This is a genomic window from Fulvivirga imtechensis AK7, assembly GCF_000331535.1.
GTDB lineage: Bacteria > Bacteroidota > Bacteroidia > Cytophagales > Cyclobacteriaceae > Fulvivirga > Fulvivirga imtechensis.
In genome coordinates this window covers 1-14,711 of the sequence record NZ_AMZN01000102.1, presented here as the reverse complement: position 1 = coordinate 14,711, position 14,711 = coordinate 1, and the positions used below count along the sequence as shown (strand labels likewise).

12 protein-coding genes and 1 tRNA gene are annotated in these 14,711 nt (G+C 41.1%); 8 read left to right on the top strand and 5 right to left on the bottom strand.

Annotated elements, in window-relative coordinates:
- A partial coding sequence (locus C900_RS24715) for an RHS repeat-associated core domain-containing protein (RefSeq protein WP_040497514.1) occupies positions 1-1,140 on the top strand: 1,140 nt, incomplete at its 5' end.
- On the top strand, positions 1,085-1,486 hold the full coding sequence (locus C900_RS24710; protein ID WP_040497513.1) for a hypothetical protein: 402 nt from the start codon (positions 1,085-1,087) through the stop codon (positions 1,484-1,486). The genes C900_RS24715 and C900_RS24710, both read left to right, overlap by 56 nt.
- A gap of 492 nt (positions 1,487-1,978) precedes the next feature.
- Here C900_RS24710 and rfaD read toward each other — a convergent pair whose 3' ends face one another.
- Positions 1,979-2,932 (bottom strand): ADP-glyceromanno-heptose 6-epimerase, encoded by a 954-nt coding sequence (gene rfaD / locus C900_RS24705; protein WP_040497512.1) that lies wholly within the window; start codon positions 2,930-2,932, stop codon positions 1,979-1,981.
- Positions 2,933-3,435: 503 nt separating this feature from the next.
- Here rfaD and C900_RS24700 point away from each other — a divergent pair.
- On the top strand, positions 3,436-3,852 hold the full coding sequence (locus tag C900_RS24700; RefSeq protein WP_009583093.1) for a 6-pyruvoyl trahydropterin synthase family protein: 417 nt from the start codon (positions 3,436-3,438) through the stop codon (positions 3,850-3,852).
- 66 nt (positions 3,853-3,918) lie between these two features.
- Positions 3,919-5,031, top strand: coding sequence for a lipid-A-disaccharide synthase (gene lpxB, locus C900_RS24695; RefSeq protein ID WP_009583092.1), 1,113 nt, complete (start codon positions 3,919-3,921; stop codon positions 5,029-5,031).
- A 1,137-nt stretch (positions 5,032-6,168) separates the two neighbouring features.
- Here the strand turns inward: lpxB and clpX are convergent.
- The 4 genes from clpX to C900_RS24675 all read right to left on the bottom strand — a co-directional run bounded on the left by clpX (position 6,169) and on the right by C900_RS24675 (position 9,716).
- Positions 6,169-7,404, bottom strand: coding sequence for an ATP-dependent Clp protease ATP-binding subunit ClpX (gene clpX / locus C900_RS24690; RefSeq protein WP_009583089.1), 1,236 nt, complete (start codon positions 7,402-7,404; stop codon positions 6,169-6,171).
- A 5-nt stretch (positions 7,405-7,409) separates the two neighbouring features.
- A complete protein-coding gene (locus C900_RS24685; protein WP_009583088.1) occupies positions 7,410-8,081 on the bottom strand; it encodes a ClpP family protease in 672 nt (223 codons plus the stop codon).
- Between the two features lie 135 nt (positions 8,082-8,216).
- A complete protein-coding gene (tig, locus tag C900_RS24680) occupies positions 8,217-9,551 on the bottom strand; it encodes a trigger factor (RefSeq protein WP_040497511.1) in 1,335 nt (444 codons plus the stop codon).
- Between the two features lie 83 nt (positions 9,552-9,634).
- Positions 9,635-9,716: transfer RNA gene (locus C900_RS24675), tRNA-Leu, on the bottom strand.
- Positions 9,717-9,812: 96 nt separating this feature from the next.
- Between C900_RS24675 and C900_RS24670 the strand changes: the two genes are divergently transcribed.
- The 4 genes from C900_RS24670 to C900_RS24655 all read left to right on the top strand — a co-directional run bounded on the left by C900_RS24670 (position 9,813) and on the right by C900_RS24655 (position 14,664).
- Positions 9,813-12,026, top strand: a complete 2,214-nt coding sequence (locus tag C900_RS24670; RefSeq protein ID WP_009583086.1) for a RelA/SpoT family protein — start codon at positions 9,813-9,815, stop codon at positions 12,024-12,026.
- A 74-nt stretch (positions 12,027-12,100) separates the two neighbouring features.
- Positions 12,101-12,574: a Fur family transcriptional regulator gene (locus C900_RS24665; RefSeq protein WP_009583085.1), complete on the top strand. Its 474-nt coding sequence runs from the start codon at positions 12,101-12,103 to the stop codon at positions 12,572-12,574.
- On the top strand, positions 12,571-12,915 hold the full coding sequence (locus C900_RS24660) for an STAS domain-containing protein (RefSeq protein WP_009583084.1): 345 nt from the start codon (positions 12,571-12,573) through the stop codon (positions 12,913-12,915). Before C900_RS24665 ends, C900_RS24660 begins: the two co-directional genes overlap by 4 nt.
- Positions 12,916-13,380: 465 nt before the next feature.
- Positions 13,381-14,664: an adenylosuccinate synthase gene (locus C900_RS24655; protein ID WP_009583083.1), complete on the top strand. Its 1,284-nt coding sequence runs from the start codon at positions 13,381-13,383 to the stop codon at positions 14,662-14,664.
- The last annotated feature ends 47 nt before the right edge of the window (positions 14,665-14,711 follow it).

Below are 14,711 nucleotides of genomic sequence, written 5' to 3'. Positions count from 1 at the left end.
AATCGTCCTGCAGCCTACCTGAACTACATCCTGTTCGATGAGCACATGCAATTCTACCAGCACGGCCACGTTCAGATAGGAACAGCAGCCAATGGCGCCCATGAAAAGCTGATGCTACAGGACATAGTAGCAGAAAAGGCAGGATTTGTGTATGTTTATATCAGCAGCGAAAGTGCTGCCACCCACTGGGTATATTTTGATGACATGAAGGTGACCTTGAATGAGAGCCCTGTGATTCAGGATGATGATTATTATCCCTTCGGTCTCTCCTTTAACTCGTATCAGAGGAGCACGGCCAAGGAGAATAAGTACCTCTACAACGGCAAGGAGAAACAGGACGCTTTAGGTATCAACTGGCTGGATTATGGGGCCAGGATGTATATGCCGGAGATTGGGAGGTGGGGTGTGGTGGATCCTTTGGCTGAGCAAACGGCTTCTTGGAGTCCATATGTATACGTTCATAACAATCCTATTAATATGATTGATCCTGATGGACGCTCATCTGAATGGATTCCTGATAGTGAAGGTAATTTAATTGCTGAAAAAGGAGATAATGCTCAAACTTTAGCGGATTTTCAAGGTATATCATATTCAGAAGCTGCTAAACAATTAAAAGATCAAGGATATATTGATAATAATGGTAATTCTACTTTAAAGGTTGGTGATAAAGTTGAACTGGATAATCTATTTACAAGATCTATCGAGAATTCAACCAGTGATTTAACTTTAGATAAAGCCATAAATGGTACAAGCAAAACAGGAGCTACATCAGAAGATAATTATAATTGCTGGGGTGCAGCTTGTGCGGGAAGTCAGGGGAAAGAAATAAAAGTTGGAGTTGGTATACCTGATCCTGACACTTTTGATAATAATCTAAAAAAAGATTATACTCCTACAACAGAAAATAAATCACAATTTGGAAAAACTGTTCTTAGATTCGCAGATTCAGACAATCAAACCCAACACGGTGCTGTTTATTATGGGAAAAGTCAAGATGGGACAACCTATGTTTATACAAAAAATGGATGGTATCTTAAGCCAGAAGTGATGAAATTATCAGATTTGCAAAATAAAATTCCAAGTTATGGTACAGTTAAAGGCATTAGTCCCGATCAGTCTGGCTATTATAATCCTAAATAGTTGTAATGGCAACCCGAAGAAGAATTCAGTAAAAGTTAAGAATAACATAGTTAAAAATACTGTGCAGGATACAATTTTTATCACAAATTCTCAATACAACATTTTAATTAATGAATTGGGTGCAATGGATATAGAAATCGTCAAGAGTGATCTTCTAGAAAAGATCAAAAATGACTCCAATCCTATTTTAAAAATAGAATTTGAGGGCAATTATATTTACGCCAAGGGAAATAATATATTTAAATCTTCCGTTCCGAAAGGCTGCGACTATTTTTATCCCTTAGATAATAATGATAAAGTTGTTATAAATGATAAACAGGTAATAAAACTTAGAAAAGTTGAATAAATGGGGTAGGTATAAACAATCCCGCAGTCGCTCGGGTATCCCGAGTGACTAATATTAAAGAACAGGGTTAAGAAAAGAGATTGTTTTAAGCTCGGCTGAGCCGAGCCGTGTAGGCGAGTTGATTAAAACCGTAAAGTTGCAATAGTAGTCACTCGGCACACCGAGCGACTGGTCTCTCCGCTATCCGTCTAAGATCTCATTATGCCGGCAAAACTATAGGAAAGAAACAAGCGTCTTTGGATTTTCATAGCCCCCAACACGAACGTTTACTTCGGCCATTGCTCTTTTCCAAAGCCCCGGGAACCCCGAGTCCGGGACTTGTAGTCTGGATTTTTTGAACTACCCTTTAGTTTTACCAATCAGCTAAACTTCGGAGGCTTGTTTTTTAGTTATTTTTTATGTTTTCAGACTGTTCAACGACCACAGTCCGGCAAATCCGATAGTTAACCGAAAGGTCAAAAGCCTCACCGCTTAGCGCCCCGCGCCATACCCTTAACCCCTCAATAATCTCCCCACATACTCTTCAACCCCCTCTTCCAATTCATGAAACTTCCTTGAGTAACCGATAGAGCACAGCTTATCCATATTCGCCTCAGTAAAATACTGGTACTTGTCTCTAATATCCTCAGGCGTATCAATGAAACTGATGCTCTCTTTTTTACCCATCGCCTTAAAAACGGCTTGAGTCAAGTCCAGAAAAGTACGTGCTTTGCCGCTACCTAAGTTGTAAATGCCAGAATCTCTTCGATGGTGCATCAGCCAATAGCATACATCCACCACATCCTTTACATACACAAAATCCCTCATTTGTTCACCATCCTTGTACTCCGGGTTGTGAGAACGAAACAGCTTCATACCTCCCGTTTCCCTGATCTGGTTGTAAGCATGCCATACCACCGAAGCCATTCTGCCTTTGTGGTATTCGTTAGGACCGTAAACATTAAAAAACTTCAATCCAGCCCAATAAAAAGGCTTCTCCTCCTGGTCAAGCGCCCACAAGTCAAAGTCTTGCTTCGATTGTCCGTATGGGTTTAAAGGTTTTAGTTTGGGGATCAGCTTTTCATTGTCGTCATAACCATGTTCACCTAAGCCATAAGTAGCAGCAGACGAAGCATATACCAGAGGGATCTGGTATTTGACACACCGGTTCCAAATTTCCCTGGTGTAGCTCGTGTTCAGTTTATTGAGAAGCTCAGTGTCAAAAAGCGTAGTATCCGTCTTGGCTCCAATATGAAAGATAAACTCCACCTCTTCATAATTAACATCCAGCCACTGCATAAAAATGTCGCGATCGACTTTTTCCAGAACCTTTAGTCCCTCCAGGTTCCTATTTTTTAGCGGATTGTCAAATTTATCTACCGCCACAATGGCATTGAAATTCTCAAAATTCAGTTTTTCTATAAGTTGGCTCCCGATAAAGCCAACCGCACCGGTTACTACGATCATGTCAGAATGGTTTTCGGCAAAGTAACCCAATGATTTCTATAAATTAAAGTAGCTGAACCTAAATTTGCTTTATATAGAGCTCCTTTGAATATTTTTGATTGTATTTTCATAATTGTGCCTTAAAATTGAAATACGACATCAGCATCGTCATGAGGACCTTGTTGTATCTTTGGGTCAGCGTTGGTATGTGCGGGATCCAACACCGTCCGAATGACGATGCGGGGCCCCGCGGCCCTGGAGCGTCACAGGCCGAGGTTAAGCTATGAAAAAAACTTTCGACAACTGAACTTTATATTCAGCGCAGACTGCCTGTGAACCATGTCTGGCATCTTTGCTAACCAACTGAAGCTTTAAGACCATTGAGAATAAAGCTCAGTCCAATATTCCTTGGAAAGTTTAACTGATCCCGATTAGACATTTTTTGGTAGCCTTGACCTTTTTGCTCGCTTTTGTGTCAAGACAAAAAGTAAGAACTTATATTTGTACCTCAAACAGTTCATGAGATGGTTTTTTTAAGTAGACAGGAACATTTTAACGCTGCGCACAAACTTTATAACCCCAACTGGTCGGAAGAGAAGAATGTTGAGGTATTTGGCCCGTGTGCCAACGCCAACTGGCATGGCCATAATTTCGAAATGATTGTAACCGTTAAAGGGGATCCTGATCCCGATACCGGTTTTGTGGTAGACTTAAAAAAACTAAGCGTGCTGATCAGAAAGGAAATCATCGAGAAAGTAGATCACAAAAATCTGAACGTTGATGTCCCTTTTATGAAAGGTAAGATGGCTAGCACGGAAAATCTGGTGATAGAATTCTGGAAGATCCTGGAAAAAAAGCTGCCGGAAATTACCTCTTCAGCCAAATTGCACTGCATTAAATTATATGAAACCCCGCGTAACTTCGTTGAGTACTACGGGTAAGATCTGTTATTAACAACTCCACAAGTCCCTCTCCTTGAGGAGAGGGATTTAGGGTGAGGTGAAAAAATGAAATACTACATCATAGCCGGAGAGCGCTCCGGTGACTTACATGGAGGCAACCTGATCAAAAGCCTGAAGCAGTACGATAAGGAAGCAATAGTGAAAGGCTTTGGAGGAAATTACATGGCAGATGCCGGAGCTCAGATCTCTGTCCACTACCGGGACCTGGCCTTCATGGGCTTCTGGGAGGTGGTTAAAAATCTCTCCACCATCAAAAAGTATTTGAAGCAATGCAAACAAGAGATTGAGCAGTTTAAGCCCGATGCAGTTATTCTCATTGATTACGCGGGTTTCAACCTGAAAATTGCAAAATATGCTAAGCAAAAGGGCATTCCCGTCTACTACTACATTTCTCCAAAGGTTTGGGCCTGGAATCAAAAACGGGCATTGAAGATCAAGAAGTTGGTTACAAGAATGTACGTTATCATGCCTTTTGAAAAGGAATTTTACGAAGGCTATCAATGGGAAGTCGACTATGTCGGCAATCCTGTACTGGATGCCGTCAATGATCACACTCCAAACGCCGGCAATATTGCCATTGATGGCGATTACATAGCCATTTTACCGGGTAGCCGTAAGCAAGAACTCCTGAACGTACTGCCCCTGTTTGACGAACTGGTGAAGAAATTTCCGGCCAGCAAATTTGCCATAGCCACTGTAGATAACCTCCCGGATGAACTTTATGCGGAAATCAAAGCCAATTCTAATGTAACCCTTATCAATGGCTACACCTACGACCTGCTGGCACATGCGAAAGCCGCAATAGTAACCTCAGGCACGGCCACATTGGAAACGGCCATGTGGGAAGTGCCCCAAATTGTGATGTACCGTACCAGTGGGATATCATACCGAATAGCAAAAAAACTGATCAGAGTGCCATACATTTCCCTGGTCAATCTGATAGCGGGTAAAGAAGTGGTAAAAGAACTCATCCAAAACGACTTTAACCTGGAAAATATCACCACAGAGCTGGACAGGATATTAAATAACAACGAATACAGGTCAGCTATGCTGGAAGAGTATAGAAAAATCAAAAACCTGCTCGACATAGGCCGCGCCTCAGACAATGCCGCCAAACTAATGGTCGCGCATTTGTCGAAATCAAATTCGTTTCTATAATAAAACTTTTGTCGTCATCGCCCCTGTCCCGGGCTTGCCACCGTTAACTTAAGAGAAAAACGAGCCCCAGAGGCCCCCAGAGGGGGTAAATCTTTGTAGCCCGGGGTGAAGCCCCGGGTTTAAACGAGAAGTTGAGTGTGCCATAGGAAGGCCCAACCATGGAACACAGGCTTCCTTGGCACACATGGCAGGAATGAGTTCGAAGCATTTACCTTAGTAAGCATGGATGCGCCAAAATAGCCTTCTCATCTTCCCAAGCTTGAATGTGGCGCATAAAAAAATCTAATCCTATCCCGGGGCTTCACCCCGGGCTACCAATATTGCATCCCTACCGGGATGCTTAAGTTAACGTGAGTTCGATATAAAATACTTAAAAAAGGGCAGTCATCCTAGGATATTCCTAAGTTGCTGGTAGTATCCTTGAACTTAGTAAGATTCTTCGTGCCTCCCCGAGGCAAGTTCGGGGACCTTGAAAAGAGGTTTTTTGGCTTATTTTTGGATACGAATACAATTTAATCGGTTCTACTATATCGAACTCACGTTAAGTTAACGGCTATGGGGCTTGCCACGGGGAGGAATCGAAGCGATCCCCTTTTAGTGCACTCCAAAGAAGAGGGGATTGCCGCACTTCGTTCGCAATGACGATAAATTGTGAGTTTTCTTATAGAACGAATTAGCAAAATTTCAACGCTCACAAGCTTCTACGGAAAGTAATTTGAGCTCGAACTGCAATATACCTATCCTAGAATTTTCGCAGAGCAGCGAAGAAAATATTCAGGATCCCTTTGACTTTGGAAAGAAAGGCGGGTAGGCCTGCCAAAATACCGGGCCAGCGTCTGGCCAAGTGTGGCTGAAGGATTATTTTGGCAAGTCTTTTGCCTTCCTTTTGACGATTGAAAAAGAAGGAGCCCGCCCGGCTAGAGGGCAACAGGAAAGCTAAGCTAAAAAACAATTGCTAGAGATACCCCATTAGATTGGCGAAGAGCTATGGGGTCTATGAATACAGGCCTCTACTGTCGCGAAAGTTCTTTCGTGACACTATCCACAAAGTGGAGCGAAGTATGGGCAACACCCCCGGAAATAAAAAAGAACTGCCCTCTCAGACAGTTCTCTCTTCAAAATATTTTTGTAGTTAACTTAAGCCACCTTCAGCTTACTATACTTCGACTTACTAAACTTCTCTTCAGCATAAGAACGATTAATCACCAGCTTGTCCGCTTTCTCATCAGAAGGCATTTCAAACATAGCGTCATTCACAATAGCCTCACATATAGACCGTAAACCTCTGGCGCCAAGCTTATAGTCAAGCGCTTTTTCTACAATAAAGTCCAAAGCGCCCTCTTTAAACTCAACCTGTATACCTTCCATGTCAAAAAGCTTCTTGTACTGTTTTACCAAAGCATTTTTTGGTTCGGTCAATATCTTTCGAAGTGCATCTTTATCTAATGGATTAAGGTACGTCAGTACAGGCATTCTACCAATAAGTTCCGGGATCAACCCAAAGCTTTTCAGATCCTGAGCCGTTACGTACTGTAACAGATTATCATTCTCAACATCTAGCGGTTTGATAGCATCACCGGAAGAAGCAAAGCCCATAGGTCTTGTATTGATCCTTTTGGCAATGTTGCGGGAAATACCATCAAAAGCACCTCCGCAAATAAAAAGTATGTTCTCAGTGTTGACAGAGATCATCTTCTGATCAGGATGTTTTCTTCCACCTTGTGGTGGCACATTCACCGTTGTGCCCTCCAGGAGCTTTAACAGCGCCTGCTGTACACCCTCACCACTAACATCACGTGTTATTGAAGGATTGTCTGACTTCCTGGCAATCTTATCCAACTCATCAATGTAGACGATACCACGTTCAGCAGCTTCAGTATCATAGTCAGCAGCCTGCAATAGCCTGGTGAGGATGCTTTCCACATCTTCACCCACATAACCGGCCTCTGTAAGCACAGTAGCATCAGCTATGCAGAAAGGCACCTGCAGTATTTTTGCCAGCGTTCTGGCTAGATAGGTCTTTCCTGTTCCTGTTTCTCCAACCATAATGATGTTAGACTTCTCAATGGTCACATCATCTTCAGCCTTCTTTTGCATCAGCCTTTTGTAGTGGTTGTAAACAGCAACAGAAATCACTTTTTTGGCTTCATCTTGCCCGATTACAAACTCGTCAAGAAATTTTTTCATCTCCATTGGTTTCACCAGGTTGAAGCTTGGTGTACCTTCTCCACCACTATTAGATTTCTTTTCTTCAGAAAGGATCTGATTCGCCTGAGTAATGCACTTATCACAGATATGTGCATGTATACCTGAGATCATCAGATCTACGTCCTTTTTATTTCTCCCACAAAATGAGCAAGTAACGTCTGCCATAATATTTATTTTTTTCTTACCAGAACCTCGTCAATTAGCCCGTATTCCTGAGCCTCCTGAGCGCGCATCCAGTAATCTCTGTCTGAATCTTGTTCTATTCTTTCATATTTCTGACCGGTATGCTTTGCTAATATTTCATACAAGTCCTTTCTTAATTCCTGCATCTGCTTCAAGGTAATCTCCATGTCTCTGGATTGTCCCTGCATGCCTCCGCTTGGCTGGTGTATCATGATCCTGGAGTGAGGCAGTGCAGCTCGTTTACCTTTGTTTCCGGCAGACATCAGAACTGCAGCCATGGAAGCAGCCATTCCGGTGCATATTGTTGCCACCTCCGGATTCACATACTGCATAGTGTCATAGATCCCTAAACCTGCATATACCGAACCACCCGGACTATTAATATACATGATTATATCCTTTTTCGGATCACTTGATTCCAGAAAAAGCAACTGAGCAGTAATGATATTCGCTATCTGATCATCGACCCCCATACCCAGGAAAATGATCCTGTCGGAGATCAACCTGGTAAATACATCTATAGCACGGAAATTCCCAGGGCGTTCTTCAATAACATATTGAGTCATGTTTTGAACAGTTTTGGCATAATCATCAAACGTGGTGCCGCTAATACCCTGATCCTTAACTGCAAATTTTCGGAATTCTTCTTTATTGATCATTTTACTTTATAGCTTTATTATTCAAGTTAATTTTACTATACTCAATATTAACAAGAAATTAATAAAGTTGTCCTACTAATACTAAAAAAAGCCCTGGCAGTCCAGGGCTTTCAATTAAACCTTTATCATTGTAGATTAGTTCGAAGCAATCTTCTTAAATTCTTCCAGATCTACCTTCTTTTCCGCGAGTGTAACCTGCTCCTTAATAAAGCTTAGTATCTTTTCGTCCCTTACCTCGCTATATACTTTCATATAGTTTTGGCCATTCTCCGCCTGCAGGTAGTTGTTGGCAAATGAATCAAGATGGTCTTTCAGTTGTTCAGCCGCGCCAGGTCCCCCCAATTGCTGAAGGATCATTGATTTAGCCTTATCCACAACTTCATCATTCTCAACTTTTATCTCGTTGTCCTCAGCAACCTTATTCTTGATCAGATCCCACTTTAATGATTTAACATACTCATCAAACTCCCTATCCACATCCTCCTGTGTCACTTTTCCTTCATTAGATCTCAGCAGCCAATCCTTTAAAAAGTTTTCAGGGATATCAATCTTTGTATTCTTAACAAAATGCTCCCTTAAACTATGATCAAGGAAGTATTCTGTTTCGCGTTTGTAGTTCTCCTCTACTGTCTGCTTTACTTTATTGTTGAACTCTTCTTCATTATTAACCGCCCCCTTTCCGAAGACTTTGTCAAAAAAGTCCTGGTTCATTTCAGCAGGCTCAGTGCGGTTGATGTTTTTTATGGTAAACTGAAATTTGCCTTTAAGCTCTTTCGCCTTATCGTGCCCAATTTCTAAAAGGTGAGCAGCAGTATGATGATCTTTAAACGCTTTTTCAATATTGAATTCGATAACATCACCCGGTTTAGCTCCCTTAAAAGTCTTTTGCTCTTTTTTGTCCAGATCATCCCAGTTGATAAGACCCTCGTTAGACAGGTCTCCATCCACTTGTTTCAACTCACCATAAAAAGAGTCTCCTTCCTGACTTACTTCCGGGTTGGTGGTAGTGCCGAATTGTTTTCTTACGTTTTCGATCGTTTCGTCAAGTCCTTTCTTATCTAGCTCAATGGTATAAGATGCTACCTTCTGTTTTTTTGACAGGTCGTAGGTGAATTTATCCACCATACCAATGGCATAGTCAAACTCAAAATCCTTCTGGTTGTCCCAGTCGATGTTAGCAGCCTTATCCATATCAGGTAGTGGCTCACCGATCAACTGGATATCCTCCTTCTTTATATATTCTGAAAGCGACTTCGATAGGATATGGTTGACCTCTTCAACAACAATAGACTTACCATACATTTTCTTAATTAAGCTCGCAGGTACTTTACCTGGTCTGAACCCCTTAATATTTGCCTTCCTGGCGTAATCCTTTACTTTTTCTTCTACATTAGGTTGATAATCACTTTCCTTTAATGTAACTTTAATAGAGGCTTCTGTTGAGCTTTTTTTGTCTAATGTGATATCCAAAGCTGTTAATTTTAGTGTTGAAAAATAAATAAAAACCCTCAATCACGAATTAGAAACTTATCGGGACCGAGGGTTGTTTTTTGTGCGGATGGAGGGACTCGAACCCCCATGCCCGGAGGCGCTAGATCCTAAGTCTAGTGCGTCTACCAATTTCGCCACATCCGCTTTATTGTAAAATGGAGTGCAAATTTAAAGAAAATTTTCTATACTGCAATACTTTTTTAGGATTTTGAAAAAATAAAAGGAGAATAGATTTTTTATATGATTGCCATAGATGTAGAGGAAGAAAATAAAGAGATTGTTCGTAAGTACAGGCAGCTTTTAAGACGAGCCAAACCCTTCCTGAAAGAAGGAGACTCCAAACTGATCAGAAAGGCATTTAACACTTCTCTTGAGGCGCATAAAGGAATGCGTAGAAAGTCCGGTGAACCCTATATTTTCCATCCTTTATCCGTAGCTAAAATATGTGTTGACGAGATTGGTCTCGGTACTACCTCTATTGTAGCGGCATTACTGCACGATGTAGTAGAAGATACCGAATGGACAATTCAGGATATTGAGCGCGATTTCGGAAAGAAGATAGCGCGGATCATTGACGGCCTTACCAAGATTTCAGGCGTATTCGAACACGGAAGCTCCCAGCAGGCTGAAAATTTCAGGAAAATGCTACTGACACTTTCAGAAGACGTGCGCGTTATCCTGGTGAAACTGGCCGACAGGTTGCACAACATGCGCACATTGGACAGCATGCCGGTAAACAAACAATATAAAATTGCATCCGAAACCATTTTCCTGTACGCTCCACTGGCACACCGTTTAGGACTTTACGCCATCAAGTCTGAAATGGAAGACCTTTACCTTCGCTATACTGAAAATGAAGTTTATGACGAGATAGTAAAGAAGGTCGATGTCACTAAAGAGGTTAGGAATAAGTTCATTAAAAGTTTCATCCGGCCCTTGCAGAAAGAGCTTAATGACCACGGGTTTGACTATATAATAAAAGGCAGGCCTAAATCAATCTATTCCATTTGGAATAAAATGAAAAAACAGAATATTCCGGTAGAAGAGGTTTACGACTTATTTGCTATCCGTATTATCCTGGATACACCTGTAGAAAATGAAAAAGCCGCATGCTGGCTTGTATATTCTATTGTTACTGATTACTACAAACCTAATCCCGATCGTCTCAGAGACTGGATTAGCACTCCAAAGGCCAATGGTTATGAATCCCTGCACACAACCGTAATGGCAAAAAATGGACAGTGGGTGGAAGTACAGATAAGGTCAAAACGAATGGACGAGATAGCTGAAAAGGGATACGCTGCCCACTGGAAGTACAAGGATAATGTGAATAGTCAGGAATCCGGCCTGGAGCAGTGGATCGGTAAAGTGAGAGATATGCTGGAGCAAAATGATTCCAGTGCACTCGAATTCGTTGACGATTTCAGAGGAAATTTATTCAATGAAGAAGTATTTGTTTTTACCCCTAAAGGAGATCTGAAAACACTGCCTCATGGAGCTACTGCACTTGATTTTGCTTTTGATATTCATACCGAAGTAGGAGCAAGATGTATTGGAGCTAAGGTGAATCAAAAACTGGTTCCCATTAATTATACGCTAAAGAATGGTGACCAGGTCGAGATACTTACATCAAGTAAACAAAAGCCTAATGAAGACTGGCTGCGATTTGTTGTTTCCTCCAAAGCCAAAGCCAAGATAAAAGATGAGCTAAAGGAGGATAAAAAGTTTATAGCAGATGAGGGCAGGGAAATCGCACTTCGCAAGCTAAAACAATTAAAGATCGATCCGAATAATGAAACATTTGATCGTTTGAGAGCATTTTTCAATGTCAATACACAATTCGATCTCTTCTTCAATTTTGGTATGGGAATTATTGATGTCGCAGACCTTAAACGGTTCAGGGAATTTAAACCCGCAGCCCCTATTAAAGGCAAGCCGGTGTCCAAAATATCTGATGCAAAATCTTTCGAAAAAGAGATATTTAAAATTAAATCCAATGATATCCTGCTCATAGGAGAAGATATGGATGTGGTGGATTATAAACTGTCGAAATGTTGCAATCCTATTCCCGGAGATAATGTGTTTGGCTTCGTGACGGTTAACGAAGGTATAAAAATACACCGCACCACATGCCCCAACGCCCCTGAGCTTCTGGCTAACCACGGGCATAGGGTAGTTAAAGCCAAATGGGCATCACAGCATGCCGCATCTTTTCTTTCCGGATTGAAGATCATTGGTACAGACAGGGTAGGGTTGATCAACGATGTTTCTTCTATAATCTCAGACGAGCTTAAAGTAAATATGAGGTCCATGTCCATTGATACAGACTCCGGTATTTTCGAAGGGGAAATTATGCTATATGTCAATGATACCAGGCACCTTGATCTGTTGATCAGCAAACTGGAAAAGGTCGAAGGAGTAGTGAAAGTTTCACGGTTCGACTACAATGAATAAGCTTCTTTACACATCATTAAAATGTTTCAAGAAAGAAGTTATATATTTGCAATCCTGTAGAGATTAAATCATTCATGGCACTAAATCAAAAAGTTTACGAAGAGGTAAAAAAGATATTCACAGCATACCTGGAGAATAAAGGCCTCAGAAAAACGCCAGAACGATACGCAATACTCGAAGAAATATATACGAGAGATGGTCATTTTGATGTAGAGTCGCTGTACATCAGTATGAAAAATAAAAACTACAGGGTAAGTAGAGCTACCGTTTACAATACACTCGATTTATTGGTAGAGTGCGATCTGGTAAGTAAGCATCAATTTGGACGAAATCTGGCTCAGTATGAAAAATCCTACGGATATAAGCAGCACGACCACCTGATCTGTACGGAATGCCATAAAGTAGTAGAATTCTGCGATCCACGTATCCATAATATACAGACCATGGTGGGAGAGTTGCTCAATTTCGATATCTTGCACCACTCTCTTAACCTGTATGGCATATGCGGAGACTGCAGGATCAAATTACAAAATGAAAAATCACAATGAAATTTAAGCATCAAATTAAAAACCAGGTGCTCACATTGAGTCTCCAGGGAGATTTGATAGGAGAAGACAATGGCATGGATATCATTGCCATGATCAATGATCATATCCAAAACGGTGTAAGGTCATGTATAATTGACATTTCCGGCCTAAGATATATAAATAGTAGTGGCATTGGTGTTTTAATCACCATACTTACTAAATTCAGAAATAAAGGAGGTGAGGTATGCCTGCTTAAACCATCTGAGAATGTGCAGAAACTACTGATCATTACTAAACTCAATGCTATCTTCCAAATTGCCGGTAGCGAGGAAGAAGCGTTGGAGGTTCTAAAAGCCGCTTAATTCTTTATTTGAACTTTATTAATTATAATATTGGGGGTTCGCGCCCCCTGTTAAATAATATTGACGAACTATCGATGATGTATGAGAAATATTGAAGCCGAAATGCTTGGTTATTCTACCCGGTCTCAATACTAAATTAATACGCATGAAATGAGCATAAACTTTAGGCATCCCAAATTATACCAACCGCGGGATGAATAAAGTTTGTAGCGAATTCCATGTGGCCATTGAAAATAAAATTACACACATGAAATGAGCATAAGGCTAAGCCATACCAAACAAGATGAATAGGCAGTTGGCAGAGGCAGTAGGTAAAGGAGGCTGTGCAATAAACACGGACGTCATTAGTGAAAACATACAGCTTGAAACTTGTGGCTTCTCAGCTTAATTCGTAAATCAAAAATTGTAAATCGTAAATACATTCTCAATACGCAATACTAATATCTCAATACTAAATTTATACACATGAAAATGGATGTTTTGCTGGGCCTCCAGTGGGGAGATGAAGGAAAAGGAAAAATTGTAGACTTTCTTGCACCTAAATATAATGTGGTAGCACGTTTTCAGGGTGGCCCAAACGCTGGCCATACACTGGAGTTTGATGGAATTAAACATGTCCTCCATCAAATTCCATCAGGTATTTTTAGAAAGGATATTGTTAATATCATTGGCAACGGAGTGGTATTGGATCCAGTCATTTTTAGAAAGGAAGTAGCAGCACTTGATAAATACAACCTTAATGTTGTAGAAAACCTCTTTATATCCAAAAAAACCCAGCTAATACTTCCGACACACCGATTGCTGGATGCGGCTTATGAGGAAGCAAAAGGAAAGAAAAAGATCGGCTCAACATTGAAAGGGATCGGCCCGGCTTATCAGGATAAAGTTTCCCGTCAGGGGTTGAGAGTGGGAGATATCCTCTCGCCTGATTTTAGGAGGAAGTATAGCAATTTGGTTGATAAGCATCTAGAGATACTGTCTCACTACAATACCAGCTACAATATGGATGAGCTGGAGAAGGAATTTTTCGATGCTATAGACTATTTAAAAACCTTTGCATTAATAGAGGGAGAATATAAGATCAATTCGGAACTTAATTCAGGAGCCAAGGTACTTGCCGAAGGCGCTCAGGGGTCATTACTAGATATCGACTTTGGCAGCTATCCCTACGTAACAAGCTCTAATACTACAACATCTGGTGCTTGCAGTGGCCTGGGAGTAGCTCCAAACAAAATAGGGGAAGTATATGGGATTTTCAAGGCATATTGCACCCGTGTGGGAGGCGGACCATTTCCTACGGAGCTTTTTGATGATGATGGAAAGGAAATGCAGCGTGTTGGTAATGAATTTGGTGCTACAACAGGCAGGCCCAGAAGATGTGGCTGGCTTGACCTGCCCGCATTAAAATATGCTATCATGATCAACGGAGTCACACAGTTATTTATGATGAAGGCAGATGTCTTGAATATTTTTGAGAGAATTAAGGTCTGTACCCATTACAAATTGCCCAACGGGGAAGTAAGTGACGTGTTCCCATATGAAATAGTAGATCAGGCCATTGAGCCGGTTTATAAAGAACTTCCGGGATGGCATACCTCGCTGGAGAAGGTAGAAGAATTTGAATCACTTCCCCGCGAACTAAAAAACTATGTTAGTTACCTGGAAGCTGAGTTAAATGTTCCTATTAGTATTATTTCTATTGGTCCTGATAGAACCCAGACAATCCTGAGAAATGGTGTTTTAGCATAGGTGAAAAAATAATTTCAAAAATTTTCTTAGTCAGGTATTGTGATTAT